Annotated in this window: 13 protein-coding genes; 7 read left to right on the top strand and 6 right to left on the bottom strand. The window is 71.8% G+C overall.

The features are described from left to right. The first annotated feature begins 85 nt into the window (after positions 1 to 85). The 4 genes from AB0927_RS21825 to AB0927_RS21840 all read left to right on the top strand — a co-directional run bounded on the left by AB0927_RS21825 (position 86) and on the right by AB0927_RS21840 (position 4,063). On the top strand, positions 86 to 1,441 hold the full coding sequence (locus AB0927_RS21825) for a histidine kinase (RefSeq protein ID WP_366669331.1): 1,356 nt from the start codon (positions 86 to 88) through the stop codon (positions 1,439 to 1,441). Next, complete coding sequence (locus tag AB0927_RS21830) at positions 1,438 to 2,103, top strand: response regulator transcription factor (RefSeq protein WP_366669332.1); 666 nt, start codon at positions 1,438 to 1,440, stop codon at positions 2,101 to 2,103. Before AB0927_RS21825 ends, AB0927_RS21830 begins: the two co-directional genes overlap by 4 nt. A 46-nt stretch (positions 2,104 to 2,149) precedes the next feature. Beyond that, positions 2,150 to 3,373, top strand: a complete 1,224-nt coding sequence (locus tag AB0927_RS21835) for a cytochrome P450 (RefSeq protein ID WP_366669333.1) — start codon at positions 2,150 to 2,152, stop codon at positions 3,371 to 3,373. A 126-nt stretch (positions 3,374 to 3,499) separates the two neighbouring features. Continuing rightward, on the top strand, positions 3,500 to 4,063 hold the full coding sequence (locus AB0927_RS21840; RefSeq protein WP_366669398.1) for a Uma2 family endonuclease: 564 nt from the start codon (positions 3,500 to 3,502) through the stop codon (positions 4,061 to 4,063). A gap of 6 nt (positions 4,064 to 4,069) precedes the next feature. Here AB0927_RS21840 and AB0927_RS21845 read toward each other — a convergent pair whose 3' ends face one another. After that, positions 4,070 to 5,668 carry an ABC transporter permease gene (locus AB0927_RS21845; RefSeq protein ID WP_366669399.1) on the bottom strand — a complete coding sequence of 533 codons (1,599 nt, stop codon included), beginning with the start codon at positions 5,666 to 5,668 and terminating at the stop codon, positions 4,070 to 4,072. Between the two features lie 5 nt (positions 5,669 to 5,673). Beyond that, positions 5,674 to 6,603: an ABC transporter ATP-binding protein gene (locus AB0927_RS21850; RefSeq protein WP_366669334.1), complete on the bottom strand. Its 930-nt coding sequence runs from the start codon at positions 6,601 to 6,603 to the stop codon at positions 5,674 to 5,676. A gap of 73 nt (positions 6,604 to 6,676) precedes the next feature. On the opposite strand from AB0927_RS21850, the gene AB0927_RS21855 reads away from it, so the two are divergent. Beyond that, the gene (locus AB0927_RS21855) at positions 6,677 to 7,180 is read left to right on the top strand and encodes a MarR family transcriptional regulator (protein ID WP_366669335.1); all 504 of its coding nucleotides are present in this window, start codon (positions 6,677 to 6,679) and stop codon (positions 7,178 to 7,180) included. Between the two features lie 19 nt (positions 7,181 to 7,199). Here the strand turns inward: AB0927_RS21855 and AB0927_RS21860 are convergent, their stop codons facing one another. Beyond that, the gene (locus AB0927_RS21860) at positions 7,200 to 8,039 is read right to left on the bottom strand and encodes a diacylglycerol kinase family protein (RefSeq protein ID WP_366669336.1); all 840 of its coding nucleotides are present in this window, start codon (positions 8,037 to 8,039) and stop codon (positions 7,200 to 7,202) included. A gap of 197 nt (positions 8,040 to 8,236) precedes the next feature. Here AB0927_RS21860 and AB0927_RS21865 point away from each other — a divergent pair, with 197 nt between their 5' ends. Then, positions 8,237 to 9,520: an adenylosuccinate synthase gene (locus AB0927_RS21865; RefSeq protein WP_366669337.1), complete on the top strand. Its 1,284-nt coding sequence runs from the start codon at positions 8,237 to 8,239 to the stop codon at positions 9,518 to 9,520. Between the two features lie 223 nt (positions 9,521 to 9,743). After that, positions 9,744 to 11,555, top strand: coding sequence for a 5'-nucleotidase C-terminal domain-containing protein (locus AB0927_RS21870; protein ID WP_366669338.1), 1,812 nt, complete (start codon positions 9,744 to 9,746; stop codon positions 11,553 to 11,555). A 165-nt stretch (positions 11,556 to 11,720) separates the two neighbouring features. Here the strand turns inward: AB0927_RS21870 and AB0927_RS21875 are convergent, their stop codons facing one another. The 3 genes from AB0927_RS21875 to AB0927_RS21885 all read right to left on the bottom strand — a co-directional run bounded on the left by AB0927_RS21875 (position 11,721) and on the right by AB0927_RS21885 (position 14,613). Then, the gene (locus AB0927_RS21875; RefSeq protein WP_366669339.1) at positions 11,721 to 12,371 is read right to left on the bottom strand and encodes a hypothetical protein; all 651 of its coding nucleotides are present in this window, start codon (positions 12,369 to 12,371) and stop codon (positions 11,721 to 11,723) included. A gap of 75 nt (positions 12,372 to 12,446) precedes the next feature. Beyond that, on the bottom strand, positions 12,447 to 13,142 hold the full coding sequence (locus AB0927_RS21880; protein ID WP_366669340.1) for a GntR family transcriptional regulator: 696 nt from the start codon (positions 13,140 to 13,142) through the stop codon (positions 12,447 to 12,449). Between the two features lie 115 nt (positions 13,143 to 13,257). After that, positions 13,258 to 14,613: an aspartate aminotransferase family protein gene (locus AB0927_RS21885; RefSeq protein ID WP_366669341.1), complete on the bottom strand. Its 1,356-nt coding sequence runs from the start codon at positions 14,611 to 14,613 to the stop codon at positions 13,258 to 13,260. Between the last annotated feature and the right edge of the window lie 105 nt (positions 14,614 to 14,718).

Here is a 14,718-nt window from a genome sequence, read left to right on the forward strand (position 1 = left end):
CGGGGGAGTAGTACTTGAGAGGGACCTCGCGGAACCCCTCTCCGAGCTGACGACGCGCGGCCGTCCGCCGCCTACCGTTCGTTTCGTGACCGAGACGACGCACACGCCCGCGAGTCCGCCGGCCGGGGCCGGCCGGCCGCACAGCCCGGAGTTCCGGCTGGCCGCCGACGCCCTCGGCGGGCTGCGGCAGGACCTGTTCCACGGGGCCTTCGCCTACCGCCCGCTGCCCCGCCTCGGCCCCGGCAGCCCGCTCGTGCGCGGCCAGTCGGGGCGGATGCGGGAGTACGCCGCCAGGACCCCGCACGCCGTGGTCGTCTTCCTCGGCCTGGTGGCGATGTGGCTGGGCATGAGCGGCGACGGCGCCTCCGAGCTGCCCGCCCTGATCTGCGGACTGCTGGCCCTGACACCGGTCCTGCTGACCCTGGTACGGCCGGTCGGCGCGTTCTGGGCGTCCCTCGCCGCGTCCCTGGTCAGCGGGGTCCTCAGCGGCGGGTACTGGGGCGGGACATGGGTGCCGGGCGGATTCGTCTCACACCTGGTGGTGCTCACCGTCGTGTCGATCCGCACCCGCCCGCGCACGGCGGCCTGGATGTGGGTGCTGACCGGGGTGTACGGCTTCGTCGCCGGGGGCCTGCTGGGCCGGACGGACGACCATGGCGACGTGGCCCGGATGCTGCTCCTGTCCGCGCTGATCCTGCTGGTGGTCGCCGTGTGGCACGTCCGCCGCGAGGCCGCGCTGGAGGTGACCGCGCAGCAGACGGTCACCGAGCACGAGCGCTCGCGGCGCACCCTGCTGGAGGAGCGCACCACCATCGCGCGCGAGCTGCACGACGTGGTCGCCCACCACATGTCGGTGGTCGCCATCCAGGCGGAGGCGGCGCCGTACCGGGTGGAGAACCCGCCGCCGGAGCTGGAGAAGGCGTTCGTCACCATCCGGGAGAACGCGGTGGCGGCCCTGACCGAACTGCGCCGGGTCCTCGGGGTCGTCCGCGCCGAGGAGCACGCGGTGCCCGACGCGCCGCAGCCCACGCTGGCCGACCTCGACGGGCTGCTCGCCAACGTGCGCGAGGCCGGGCTCACGGTGGACAAGGCGGTGACCGGCGCGGTGCGCGCGCTGCCGCAGGGGGTGGAGCTGTCCGCCTACCGGATCGTCCAGGAGGCGCTGAGCAACGCCCTGCGGCACGCGCCGGGGGCGAGCGCCCGTGTGGAGGTCGCCTACGTCCTCGGCGGTCTCGGCCTGCGCGTGGTCAACGGGCCGCCGCCCGCGCCGGGTCCGGCGAAGCCGTCGCCGGGCGCGGGGCACGGCATCACGGGCATGCGGGAGCGTGTCACCATGCTGGACGGCGAGATGACGGCGGCCCGCACGACCGAGGGAGGCTACGAGGTGACGGTCTTCCTCCCCGTGCCCGCCCCGGCGGCCGGACCCGAGGGCGACGCATGACGATCCGCGTCCTGATAGCCGACGACCAGATGATGGTCCGCGAGGGCTTCTCCGTCCTGCTGAACGCGATGCCGGACATCGAGGTCGCCGGCGAGGCGGTCAACGGGCGCGAGGCGGTGGAGCGGGTGCGTGAACTCGCCCCGGACGTCGTCCTGATGGACATCCGCATGCCCGAGCTGAACGGCATCGAGGCGACCCGCGAGATCGTCGCGGCCGACGCCACGGCGAAGGTCCTGGTGCTGACCACCTTCGACCTGGACGAGTACGTCTACCAGGCCCTGCGCGCGGGCGCCTCCGGCTTCCTCCTCAAGGACGCCTCGGCCCGCGAACTGGCCGACGGGGTACGGGTGGTGGCGGCCGGTGAGGCCCTGCTGGCGCCCTCTGTCACCAAGCGCCTGATCTCCGAGTTCTCCCGCCTCCCGGAGGCCCGCCGCCCGCCGCGCACCGCCCAGGCGGCCTACGGCGACCTCACCGACCGCGAGACCGAGGTCCTCGTCCTCATCGCCCAGGGCCTGTCCAACGCGGAGATCGCCGAACGCCTGGTGGTGGCCGAGTCCACCACGAAGACCCACGTCAGCCGCATCCTGGTGAAGCTGGGCCTGCGCGACCGGACGCAGGCGGCGGTGTTCGCGTACGAGGCGCGCCTGGTGACCCCGGGCTGACGCCGTGGCCTGGTGGGAATCCGGCCGCGCGCGTTAGCGTCGGCACATGTCAGGGCCTGCAGACCTCGCTTTCGACCCCTGGGACCCGGCGTTCCTGGCCGACCCGTACCCGGCCTACGCCGAGCTGCGCGCACGCGGCCGGGTGATCCGGTACGAGCCCACGGACCAGTGGCTGGTGCCGCACCACGCGGACGTCTCGGCGCTGCTGCGGGACCGGCGGCTGGGGCGGACGTATCAGCACCGGTTCACGCACGAGGAGTTCGGCAGGACCGCGCCGCCGCCCGCGCACGAGCCGTTCCACACGCTCAACGACCACGGGATGCTGGACCTGGAACCGCCGGACCACACCCGGATCCGGCGGCTGGTGTCGAAGGCGTTCACGCCGCGCACGGTGGAGCGGCTGAGGCCGTATGTGCACGGCTTGGCGGACGAGTTGGTGGCGGGCCTGGTCCGGGACGGCGGCGGGGACCTGCTGACGGACGTCGCCGAACCGCTGCCGGTGGCGGTGATCGCGGAGCTGCTGGGGATCCCGCCGGCGGACCGGGGGCCGCTGCGGCCCTGGTCGGCGGCGATCTGCGGGATGTACGAGCTGAACCCGTCCGAGGAGACGGCCGCGCGGGCGGTGCGGGCGTCGCAGGAGTTCTCCGGGTATCTGCGGGAGCTGATCGCCGAGCGGCGCGGACGGCCGGGGGACGACCTGATCTCCGGGCTGATCGCCGCGCACGATGAGGACGGTGGGCGGCTGACCGAGCAGGAGATGATCTCCACCGCCGTCCTGCTGCTCAACGCCGGGCACGAGGCCACCGTCAACGCCACCGTGAACGGCTGGTGGGCCCTCTTCCGTAACCCCGGCCAGCTGGCCGCCCTGCGCGCCGACCACGGCCTGGTCCCGACCGCGATCGAGGAGCTGATGCGCTACGACACCCCGCTCCAGCTCTTCGAACGCTGGGTCCTGGACGACATCGAGATCGACGGCATCACCATCCCGCGCGGCGCGGAGATCGCCATGCTCTTCGGCTCCGCCAACCACGACCCGGCCGTCTTTTCCGCCCCCGCCCGCCTGGACCTCGCCCGCGCCGACAACCCCCACATCTCCTTCAGCGCCGGCATCCACTACTGCATCGGCGCCCCCCTGGCCCGCCTCGAACTGACCGCCTCCATGACCGCCCTGCTCCGCCGCGCCCCCACCCTCGCCCTCACCACCGAACCGACCCGCAAACCGAACTTCGTGATCCGCGGCCTGGAGGGACTGGACGTGGAGGTGCGCTGATCACCCGTTCGGCTGATCGCGCGACCGTTCCGGCATATGCGCCCCGCCCGCCCGGCACGCTGGTGCCTGCCTGAGGAGGAGGGCACCAAGACGGTTATGGCACAGCGTGACGTGCGGTCGGCCCAGATGTCGGTGGAGGAGTTCGAGAGGATCGCCGAGTTCGCGGCCAGGGAGACCGACGACGCCGTCAGGTTCGAGTTGATCAACGGACGGATCGGGATCAAGAAAGCGGCTGACGGCGACCGCAACAGCATCGTGCTGTGGCTGATGAAGCAGTGCATGCAGGCACGGCCTGAGCTGGATCTGTATCAGGGGCAAGGGTTGAAGGTGGAGGAGTACCGCGCGGGGCGGGTGCGGCCGGACGGGGTTCTCGTGCCCAGGCGCCACTTCGCCGGACACGGCGAGTGGGCCGATCCGACCGGTGCGCTCCTGGTTCTCGAGGTCACCTCCTACGACTCCGACACCGACCGGCGTGACCGCCAGGAGAAGCCCGCCGCCTACGGCGCGGCCGGAATCCCCTTCTACCTGCTGGTCGACCGCGACGATCACACGGTCACCCTGTTCAGTAACCCGAACCCGGGCGTCGGCTATCGCGACACCCACAAGGAGGCCTTCGGCGCCAAGGTGCCGATCCCCCAGCCTCTCGGTATCGAACTCGACACCGAGAGGCTGAAGCGGTACGTCGACTGACCCCCCTCACCCCGCCACATCCCTCCTCCGCAGTCCCGCCAGTCCCGCCGCCACCAGTGCTGCCGCGATTCCCGTCAGGAGCAGGACCGGTGGCCAGTGCACCGTTCCGCCCGGCAGCTTCGGGAGGTGGGTGAAGGGGGAGAGGTCCAGCAGGGGCTGGGGGGCCTTCAGGGCGGGGCCGATCCAGCCGAGGAGGAGGACGGCGCCCGCGACGCCCCACGCGGCGCCGGCGCCGCGCGGCAGGACGCCGTAGAGCAGCACGGCGATGCCGCCGATGACCCAGATGGCGGGGAGCTGGAGGAGGCAGGCGGCCACGAGGGGGCCGGTGTCCCCGCCGTAACCGGCGGCGAAGCCCAGGCCGGTGAGCAGCATCAGCAGGGCCGCGCCGCCGAAGGCGATCACCAGGTGCCCGGCGGCCCAGCGCAGCCTGCCGACCGCGCCCGCGAGGACCGGTTCGGCGCGGCCGGTGGACTCCTCGCCGTTCAGGCGCAGCACCGACTGCACGATGTACAGCGCGGCCACCAGCCCCAGCATCCCGATCAGCGCCGCCAGCAGCGCGTTCGTGAGCCCCGATCGGCCGCCCATCCGCTCGAAGATCTCCCGCGCCTGGTCGCTGCCGCGCACCAGGTCCGCCGCGCCGGTCGCGACCCCGCCGTACACCACCCCGGCGACGAAGAACCCCAGTCCCCAGCCCAGCACGCCGCCCCGCTGCAACCGCCAGGCCAGCGCGCCCGCCGTACCGAGCCGCCCCGCCGCCGGTCCCGGACGCGTGGGCAGGAAGCTCATCCCGAGGTCCCGGCGCCCGGCCAGCCCGTAGGCGACCGCGCCCTGCGCCAGCGCCGCCCCCGCGAACAGCGCGAGCACCCACCAGCGTTCGCCCGCGAACGGGCGCAGGTCCTCCAGCCAGCCGAGCGGCGACAGCCAGGTGAGCACCGAGGAACCGTCGGAGGACGCCGAGTCGCCCGCCGCGCGCAGCACGAACGCCGCGCCCAGCACCGCCGACGTCAGCCCCCGGGCCAGCCGCGCGCTCTCCGTCAGCTGGGCGACGATCGCCGCCATGGTCGCGAACACCAGCCCGACCCCGCCGACCCCGAGCGCGAACGCCACCGCCCCCGCGCCGCCCCACGCGGCCAGGCCCGCCGCGATCAGCACCACGAGGACCGCGTTCGCGCCCGCCGCCGTCACCAGCGCGGCCGTCAGCGGGGCCCGCCGCCCGACCATCCCGGACGACACCATCTCCTGCCGCCCGCTCTCCTCCTCGTCCCGGGTGTGCCGCACGACGACCAGCAGGCTCATCACGGCGGCGAGCGCGCCGGCGTACACCCCGACGCGCCAGGCCGTGAGCGCGCCCAGCGAGTCGGCGAAGACCGGCCCGACCATGGCGCGCAGCGAGGTGTTCGCCGCCATCTGGTGCATGAGCTGGGCGCGGGCGGCCGGGGTGCCGTAGAGCGACTGGAGGCTGCCCGGCATGGACAGCACGACCAGCGCGATCACCGCGATCCACACCGGGACCATCACCCGGTCCCGGCGCAGCGCGAGGCGCACCAGGATGCCGGTGCCCGCGAACGGCCGCGCGCCACCGGCCCGTACGGAGCCGCTCACCACCGCGCTCACACCGCCACCCCGTCCGGGTCCGCCTGCGGGTCGGTGTCGTCGGCGCCGTCCGCGTAATGCCGTAGGAACAGCTCCTCCAGCGTCGGCGGCGTCGACGTCAGCGTCCGCACCCCGGACTCGCCGAGCGCGCGCAACAGCCCGTCGAGCTGGTCGGTGTCCACCTGGAGCCGCACCCGCCGGCCCTGGACGTCGAGGTCGTGCACGCCCGGCAGCCCGGCAAGTCCCCGGGGCGGGCCCGCGAGTTCGGCGGTCACGCTGGTCCGGGTCAGATGCCGCAGCTCGGCCAGCGAACCGCTCTCCACCGTCCGCCCCTTGCGGATGATGCTGACCCGGTCGCACAGCTGCTCCACCTCGCTGAGGATGTGGGAGGAGAGCAGGACCGTACGACCGCGCGCCCGCTCCTCCTCCACACAGCGCCGGAAGACCTCCTCCATCAGGGGGTCGAGGCCCGAGGTCGGCTCGTCCAGGATCAGCAGGTCCACGTCCGAGGCGAAGGCGGCGACCAGGGCGACCTTCTGCCGGTTGCCCTTGGAGTAGGTGCGGCCCTTCTTCGTCGGGTCCAGCTCGAAGCGCTCGACCAGTTCGGCGCGCCGCCGGGGATCGAGGCCTCCGCGCAGCCGCCCGAGCAGGTCGATGACCTCGCCGCCGGACAGGTTGCGCCACAGGGTCACATCGCCGGGCACATAGGCGATCCGCCGGTGCGCCTCCACCGCGTCCCGCCACGGATCGCGGCCCAGCACCCGCACCGCGCCCGCGTCGGCGCGCAGCAGCCCGAGCAGCACCCGGATGGCGGTCGACTTGCCCGCGCCGTTCGGCCCGAGGAAGCCGTGCACCTCGCCGGTCTCGACGTCGAGGTCGAGACCGTCCAGCGCGTGGGTACGGCCGAAGGACTTGTGGAGTCCGGCGACCGTGATTGCCTTCGTCATGGCCAGAACGTACGCTTCTTTCAGAAATTTGTGAAGTTACCGAAGGTCCCTAAAGTTCGGGTACGGTGAGGCCATGACGGAAGCGACGGGGGAGGAATCGGCGGGGCGGGACCCCGAGGCGGTCTCGACGTTCGTGGAGCGCTTCGCGGCCCAGATGGTCGAGGCCGGGATGACCCGCATGCCCTCCCGTGTCTTCGCCGCGCTGCTCGCCTCCGACACCGGCACCCTGACCTCGGCCCAGCTCGGCGAACAGCTCAGGATCAGCCCCGCCGCCGTCTCCGGCGCGGTGCGCTACCTCGCCCAGGTCCACATGGTCTCCCGCGAACGCGAACCCGGCTCCCGGCGCGAGCGCTACCGCGTCCGCAGCGACCAGTGGTACGAGGCCCTCACCAGGCGCGACGCCATCATCAAGCGCTGGGAGGACGCCCTGCGCGAGGGGGTCGCCAGCCTCGGCGCCGACACCCCCGCGGGCCGCCGCCTGTCCGAGACGCTGGACTTCTTCGAGTTCATCGAGCGGGACGTGGCGGAGATGATGGAACGGTGGCGGGTCTACCGGGACGAGAAGTACGCCCGCTGAGGCCGGCTGTCACCGAGAGTCACGTACGGGCGGGCAGCACCAGCGTCCACGCCTCCTCCAGCACCCGCCACGTCCGGCGCCGCACCGGTCCCCGCACCCCCGTGTCGGCGCGGTAGTGGAAGTCGGGGCCGGTCACCGTGACGGTGCGGCCCGAGGCCCTGAGGGGGGTCGCCTCCGCGCCCACGGAGAGGGGGCGGATCTCCAGCGCGGCCAGGCCGCCGGTGGCCGGGGCCAGGCGGACCGACTCCACCGGCTGGTCGAGGTCCACCAGCGCCTCGCCGTCGACCTCCACCCGCAGCCGGGTGGGGCCGGGGGCGGGTATCGCGGTCAGCCGGGTCGGACGCGGGGTCAGGGTGCGCACCAGGGACCGGTACCAGGGCCGGGCGGCGGCCGCCATCGGCGCGGGGACGGGCGCCCGCACCGGGGCCGCGGGGATGGCGAGCCCGCCGAGGACCAGCCCGTCGCTGTCGTCGGCCAGCAGATCGAGCCGGCGCTCCTCGCCGTCCAGCACCGCCCGCGCCGCCGCCACCGCGCCGGCCGGCACCCCCAGGGACCGCGCCAGGGTGACCGCCTCGCCCACCGGCACCACCGAGAGCGCGCATCCGTCCAGTTCCCGCCCCCGGTGGAGCAGGGTCACCGCCCGCAGCAGGGCGGCGTCGTCGCCCACCACCACCGGACGGCGAGCACCCCTACGGCCCAGTGCCCGCGCGAATTCCGCCGGCCCTTCCGGGAGACACACCTTGGCCGCCGCACCCGCGCTGAGCACGTCTTTCGCGATCCGTACGGACTCCCCGTCCGTCTGCCGTGCCCCCGGATCGATGATCACCAGCAGCTGATCGGACGTCGCGAAAGTCGCCACCTCGGTCCTGCCTCGCTTCCTCGGGTAGCATCTTTGTGCAAGAGCCCCTTGCGCTATTGCGCCAGGGGCTTCGTCTATTCCGGGGCATCCGGTCCGACGGTTGTGCGGCCAACGACGGTCGCGGTGGCACGCGGCGGTGAACCTTACGCCCACGCCCCTGACCTTGGACATGCCCCGCCCGGAAGGGGTGTACGCGCGTGCCCGCACTTGTGCTGCTCGGTGCTCAGTGGGGTGACGAGGGCAAGGGGAAGGCCACCGACCTGCTCGGTGGATCGGTGGATTATGTGGTGCGATACCAGGGCGGCAACAACGCCGGCCACACGGTCGTCGTCGGCGACCAGAAGTACGCCCTCCACCTCCTGCCCTCCGGCATCCTCTCTCCCGGATGCACGCCGGTCATCGGCAATGGTGTCGTCGTCGACCCCTCGGTCCTGCTCTCCGAGCTGAGCGGTCTGAACGAGCGTGGCGTCGACACCTCCAAGCTCCTCATCAGCGGCAACGCACACGTCATCACGCCGTACAACGTCACCGTCGACAAGGTGACGGAACGCTTCCTCGGCAAGCGGAAGATCGGCACGACCGGACGTGGCATCGGCCCCACCTACGCGGACAAGATCAACCGCGTGGGCATCCGGGTCCAGGACCTGTACGACGAGTCGATCCTCCACCAGAAGGTGGAGGCGGCGCTCGACGTCAAGAACCAGATCCTCACCAAGCTCTACAACCGCCGCGCCATCGCCGCCGAGCAGGTGGTCGAGGAACTGCTGGGCTACGCCGAGCAGATCAGGCCGTACGTCGCCGACACCGTGCTGATCCTCAACCAGGCCCTGGAGGAGGACAAGGTCGTGCTGTTCGAGGGCGGCCAGGGCACGCTGCTCGACATCGACCACGGCACGTACCCCTTCGTCACCTCCTCCAACCCGACCGCCGGCGGCGCCTGCACCGGCGCGGGCGTGGGTCCGACGAAGATCAGCCGGGTCATCGGCATCCTCAAGGCGTACACCACCCGGGTCGGCGCGGGGCCGTTCCCGACCGAGCTGTTCGACGAGGACGGCGAGGCGCTGCGCCGGATCGGCGGCGAGCGCGGTGTGACCACCGGCCGGGACCGCCGCTGCGGCTGGTTCGACGCGGTGATCGCGCGGTACGCGACCCGGGTGAACGGCCTCACCGACTTCTTCCTCACCAAGCTCGACGTCCTCACCGGCTGGGAGCAGATCCCGGTCTGCGTGGCGTACGAGATCGACGGCAAGCGCGTCGAGGAACTGCCCTACTCGCAGAGCGACTTCCACCACGCGAAGCCGGTCTACGAGAACCTGCCGGGCTGGTCCGAGGACATCACCAGGGCCAAGTCCTTCTCCGATCTGCCGAAGAACGCGCAGAACTACGTCAAGGCGCTGGAGGAGATGTCCGGCGCCCCGATCTCCGCGATCGGCGTGGGCCCGGGCCGGGACGAGACCATCGAGGTCAACTCCTTCCTGTAAGCCGGAGTTCGGCTCCGCTTCACCGTGCGGCAGCGCCCGCCGGACACGCCTTCGGGCGTCACCGGCGGGCGCTTTCGCGTTTCGGCCACCATGACTCATCCTTGACCCGGACATGGGCATTTCCTGGTTTTGCGGCGCTGCGGGGCGCGAGCACGATCTACGCGGGTAGCCTCCGCATGGAACGACCCTCAGCACGCGCCAACTCCAGTCTCAGGAGCCTTGAATGACCCACAGTCCCATGAACCGCCGGGAGTTCGTGAAGAAGTCGGCCGCCACCGGCGCCGCCGTGGCCGCGGCCGGCGCGGTGGGCACCGGCACCGCCGAGGCGGCCGAGAACGGTCCCTCCGCGAAGGCGCCGCGCACCTGGTCGTTCTCCATCCTGGGCACCACCGACCTGCACGGCCACGTCTTCGACTGGGACTACTACGCGGACGCGCCCTACACCGACAAGACGGGCAACTCGGTCGGCGTGGCCCGCGTGGCCACCCTCATCAAGCAGCAGCGCGAGGCCAAGGGCGAGCACCGCGTGCTGCTCGTCGACGCCGGCGACATCATCCAGGGCACCTCCCTCGCCTACTACTTCGCCCGGGTCGACCCGATCACCGGCACCGGCGGCCCCAAGCACCCCATGGCCACCGCCATGAACCAGATGCGCTACGACGCCGCCGCCCTCGGCAACCACGAGTTCAACTACGGCATCGACACCCTGCGCAAGTTCGAGGACCAGTGCGACTTCCCGCTGCTGGGCGCGAACGCCCTGCACGCGGACTCGCTGCGGCCCGCCTTCCAGCCGTACACCGTCAAGCACATCAAGGTGCCCGGCGCCCCCGACATCAAGGTCGGCATCCTCGGCCTGACCAACCCCGGCATCGCGATCTGGGACAAGGACAACGTCGGCGGCAAGCTGGTCTTCCCGGGCCTGGTCGAGCAGGCGAAGAAGTACGTGCCGCGGCTGCGCGCCCTCGGCTGTGACGTCGTCTTCCTGACCGACCACTCCGGCCTGGACGGCTCCTCCTCGTGGGGCGACTCGCTCCCCTACGTCGAGAACGCGTCCAACCTGGTCGCCGAGCAGGTCCCGGGCATCGACGCGATCCTCGTGGGCCACACCCACGTCGAGGTGCCGTCGTACACCGTCAAGAACGAGGAGACCGGCGAGGACGTCCTGCTGTCCGAGCCGTACTGCTGGGGCTACCGGCTCAGCGTCTTCGACTTCGAGCTCGAACTCCACCGCGGCCAGTGGAAGGTGACGGGCAAGAAGGCGCAGACCCTCAACCCCAACGGGGTGGACGAGGACCCGGAGATCAAGAAGCTCCTGGAGGCCGACCACGAGCTGGTGGTGAAGTACGTCAACACCCCGGTCGGCACCTGCACGGCGGACCTCTCGGGCGCGGAGGCCTGCTGGAAGGACGTGCCGATCATGGACTTCATCCACAAGGTCCAGATCGAGACGGTCAGGCCGGGCCTGTCGGCGGCGGACGCCGCCCTCCCGCTGATCTCGGTCGCGGCGCCCTTCAGCCGCACGGCCGACATCCCGCAGGGCAACGTCACCATCAAGGACATCGCCGGCCTCTACATCTACGACAACACCCTCTACGCCAAGAAGCTCACGGGCGCCCAGCTCAAGGACTACCTGGAGTACGCGGCCAAGTACTACCACCAGGTGCCGGCGGGCACGAAGGTCGACACCGCGACCCTGACCAACGCCAACAGCTTCTGGGACTACATGTACGACACGGCGGCCGGCGTCGACTACGAGATCGACATCGCCCAGCCCGAGGGCTCCCGCATCAAGAACCTCAGCTACGACGGCGCCCCCGTCGCCGACGACCAGGTCTTCGTGGTCGCCGTCAACAACTACCGCTCCAACGGCGGTTCGGGTTACCCGCACATCGCCACGGCGGAGACCGCGTACAGCTCGCCCAACGAGATCCGCGACATGATGATCGACTACGTCACCGCGACGAAGTCCCTCGACCCAGCGGACTTCGCCGTCACCAACTGGAAGCTGACCCAGGACGGGACGCCGGTGTTCTGAGCCCTGCCGGACACGGCGGCGCCCGCGCCCCGGTGGGGGGCGCGGGCGGCCGTTCGGTCGTCGCCGTGTCGCCGGTGACGGCGGCGGTGCCGGAGAGGCGGAGGGTCCCCGGGCGGCCGCGCCGACCAGACGGTGGTTGCGGAGAGGACGTGTCCAGGGCCGCCCTCAGCTGAAGACGATCATCGAGCCCTGGGCCAGGGAACGGGTCGCGGCGGCGTGCAGCCCCAGCCAGACGTGGCGCTCGCGGGCGAAGGGGTTGGGGTCGTAGGGGGTGGGGGCGGCCGGTTCCTCCAGCTCGGTGGGGGCCGCCGGGGGAGCGGGGGGCGCCGGGGGGTTGGCCGGGTCGATGCCGATGGCCGGGGCGACGTGCTGGAGCTCGCGGAGCAGCGCCTGGGAGGAGCCCAACGGGCCGCCCCCGGCGAGGAGTTGCTCGTCCGACAGCGGATGCGGGAAGTCCACCGGGACGTACGCACCCGCGTGGTCGTAGTGCCAGACCAGGTGTGACTGCTGGGCCGTGGACTCGAACATCTCCAGCAACTGCTCGTAGTCGCCGCCGAGTTCGTCCACCGGGGTCACCGGCAGCCCGCAGACCTGGAGAAGGTAGGCGCGGCGCAGGAAGTGCAGGGCGTCGTAGTCGAAGCCGGCGACCGGTGCGACCTCGCCGGACAGGCCCGGCATGTACTGGTACACCGGCACCGGCGGCAGCCCCGCCGCGGCCAGCGCGTGGTTGTAGTGCGCGAGTTCCTCGGCGAACGGGTTGTCCGGCGTGTGGCACAACACGTCGACGAGCGGTACCAGCCACAGGTCACAGGCCAAAGAGGGCTCCTCACACGGAGATGTGGTCCAGGAAGCGTAATCGGTGCACGTGCGCTCCCATACCCCCACGTCCGCTCAGCTATCGGACAGATCCTCCACCAGTGCCAGCGAGTGCGCGTTGGCCGCGGCGACCAGGGCGCGGGACGCCTCGGTGTCGCGGCGGGCCAGGGCCTCGACCAGCTCCGTGTGCCCGGCCCACAGGCGGCCACGCAGATCGGGGAGGCGGCGCAGGTGCTGGACCGCGCAGACCCAGGACTGCACGCGCAGCCGGTGCAGGAAGTCGCCGAGATAGGGGTTGCCGAACAGGACGCTCAACTCGCGCCAGAAGCGCAGGTCGTAGCCGATCAGGATGGTGAGGTCGCCCGCGGTGGCGGCGCGCTGGGCCTCCTCGCCGCGGCGGCGGACCGTCGCCAGGAGGGCGCGGGTGCGCGGGTCCTCGGGCGCGGTGGAGAAGGCGGGGTGACCGGCGGCGAGGGTCTGGAACATGCCGTCCGTGACCAGGCTGCGGGCCTCGATCATGTGCCGGTAGTCGGCGAGCGAGTACTCCGGGACGCGGAAGCCGCGGTGCTGGTCGGCCTCCAGGATGCCCTGCGCGGACAGGTCGACCAGTGCCTCGCGCACCGGGGTGGCGGAGACGCCGTACTGGTCGGCGATCTCCTTCACGGTGAACGCCCGGCCCGGCCGCAGCCGCCCCGCCAGCACCTCGTCACGGAGCGCGTCCGCGATCTGCTGGCGCAGGGTGCTGCGGGTGACGGTGCCATTGCCGGACATGGCCGGTCTCTCCTCACGCGTATGGGTGACGTGCTCGCACGTATGCCCAACTCTTCGGGGCTTACGAGCACGTCACCTTACGCGTTCGGCCTCGGCCGACGGCAGCGCCGAACCGTTACGCCGTGTACTCGTCGGCGACGGTCAGCGCGGCGTCGAGGGCGGCCAGGCCGTCCTTCAGCTCGGCCTCGCTCGTGTTGCACGGCGGCACCACATGGGTGCGGTTCATGTTCACGAACGGCCACAGGCCGTGCTTCTTGGCCGCCGCGGCGAAGGCGGCCATCGGCGCGTTCGCCTCGCCGGCCGCGTTGTACGGCACCAGGGGCTCGCGCGTCTCCTGGTTCTTGACCAGCTCCAGCGCCCAGAACATGCCCACGCCGCGGACCTCGCCCACGCTCGGGTGCCGCGCGGCCAGCTCCGCGAGCGCCGGCGCGAGCACCGTCTCGCCGAGCCGCCTGGCGTTCTCCACCACGCCCTCCTCGGCCATCGCGTTGATCGTGGCGACGGCCGCGGCGCAGGCCAGCGGGTGTCCGGAGTAGGTGAGGCCGCCCGGGTAGGGGCGCTTGCCGAAGGTCTCGGCGATCTCCCCGCAGATGGCGACGCCGCCGAGCGGGACGTAGCCGGAGTTCACGCCCTTCGCGAAGGTCATCAGGTCCGGGACGACACCGAACAGATCGGCCGCGAACCACTCGCCGGTACGGCCGAACCCGGCCATGACCTCGTCCAGGATGAAGACGATCCCGTACTTGTCGCACAGCTCGCGCACCCCGGCGAGGTAGCCCGGCGGCGGCACCATGATCCCGGCCGTGCCGGGGATGGTCTCCAGGATGATCGCGGCGATCGTGCCGGGACCCTCGAAGGCGATCGTCGTCTCCAGGTGCTCCAGCGCCCGCGCGGTCTCCTGTTCCTCCGCCTCCGCGTAGAAGCGGGAGCGGTAGAGGAAGGGCGCCCAGAAGTGCACGACACCGCTGGTGCCGCTGTCGGAGGGCCAGCGGCGCGGGTCACCGGTGAGGTTCACGGCCTGCTGGGTACCGCCGTGGTAAGAGCGGTACGCCGAGAGCACCTTCGCGCGGCCCGTGTGCACGCGGGCCATGCGCACCGCGTGCTCCACGGCGTCGGCGCCGCCGTTGGTGAAGAAGATCTTGTCCAGGTCGCCGGGCGTCCGCTCGGCGATCAGCCGGGCCGCCTCCGAGCGCGCCTCTATGGCGAACGCCGGGGCGAACGTGGTCATCTTCGCCGCCTGCTCCTGGATGGCCGCGACGACCTTGGGGTGCTGGTAGCCGATGTTGGTGTAGACGAGCCCGCTGGTGAAGTCCAGGTAGCGCGTGCCGTCGTAGTCCCAGAAGTACGACCCCTCGGCGCCGGCGACGGCGAGCGGGTCGATGAGGTCCTGGGCGGACCAGGAGTGGAAGACGTGCGCACGGTCCGCGGCCTTCACGGCGGCGCCGGCTCCGGGATTGGGCTGAGGGGTCATGCCGGTGAGCGTAAATGTCCGCGATGCGGAAGGGGTATCGGCGTCCTGTTCCGTGAGCGGGCCGAATCCGCGACAGGTTGTCGACACTAAGTCGGGCACAGGCGT

The sequence above is a fragment of the Streptomyces sp. NPDC048106 genome, from assembly GCF_040706415.1.
GTDB lineage: Bacteria > Actinomycetota > Actinomycetes > Streptomycetales > Streptomycetaceae > Streptomyces.

Coding starts and splice junctions, on each gene's coding strand:
- AB0927_RS21830 (WP_366669332.1), top strand. CDS start 1,438: ATGACGATCCGCGTCCTGATAGCCGACGACCAGATGATGGTCCGCGAG.
- AB0927_RS21835 (WP_366669333.1), top strand. CDS start 2,150: ATGTCAGGGCCTGCAGACCTCGCTTTCGACCCCTGGGACCCGGCGTTC.
- AB0927_RS21840 (WP_366669398.1), top strand. CDS start 3,500: ATGTCGGTGGAGGAGTTCGAGAGGATCGCCGAGTTCGCGGCCAGGGAG.
- AB0927_RS21850 (WP_366669334.1), bottom strand. CDS start 6,603: ATGACGAAGGCAATCACGGTCGCCGGACTCCACAAGTCCTTCGGCCGT.
- AB0927_RS21855 (WP_366669335.1), top strand. CDS start 6,677: ATGACGGAAGCGACGGGGGAGGAATCGGCGGGGCGGGACCCCGAGGCG.
- AB0927_RS21870 (WP_366669338.1), top strand. CDS start 9,744: ATGACCCACAGTCCCATGAACCGCCGGGAGTTCGTGAAGAAGTCGGCC.
- AB0927_RS21880 (WP_366669340.1), bottom strand. CDS start 13,142: ATGTCCGGCAATGGCACCGTCACCCGCAGCACCCTGCGCCAGCAGATC.
- AB0927_RS21885 (WP_366669341.1), bottom strand. CDS start 14,613: ATGACCCCTCAGCCCAATCCCGGAGCCGGCGCCGCCGTGAAGGCCGCG.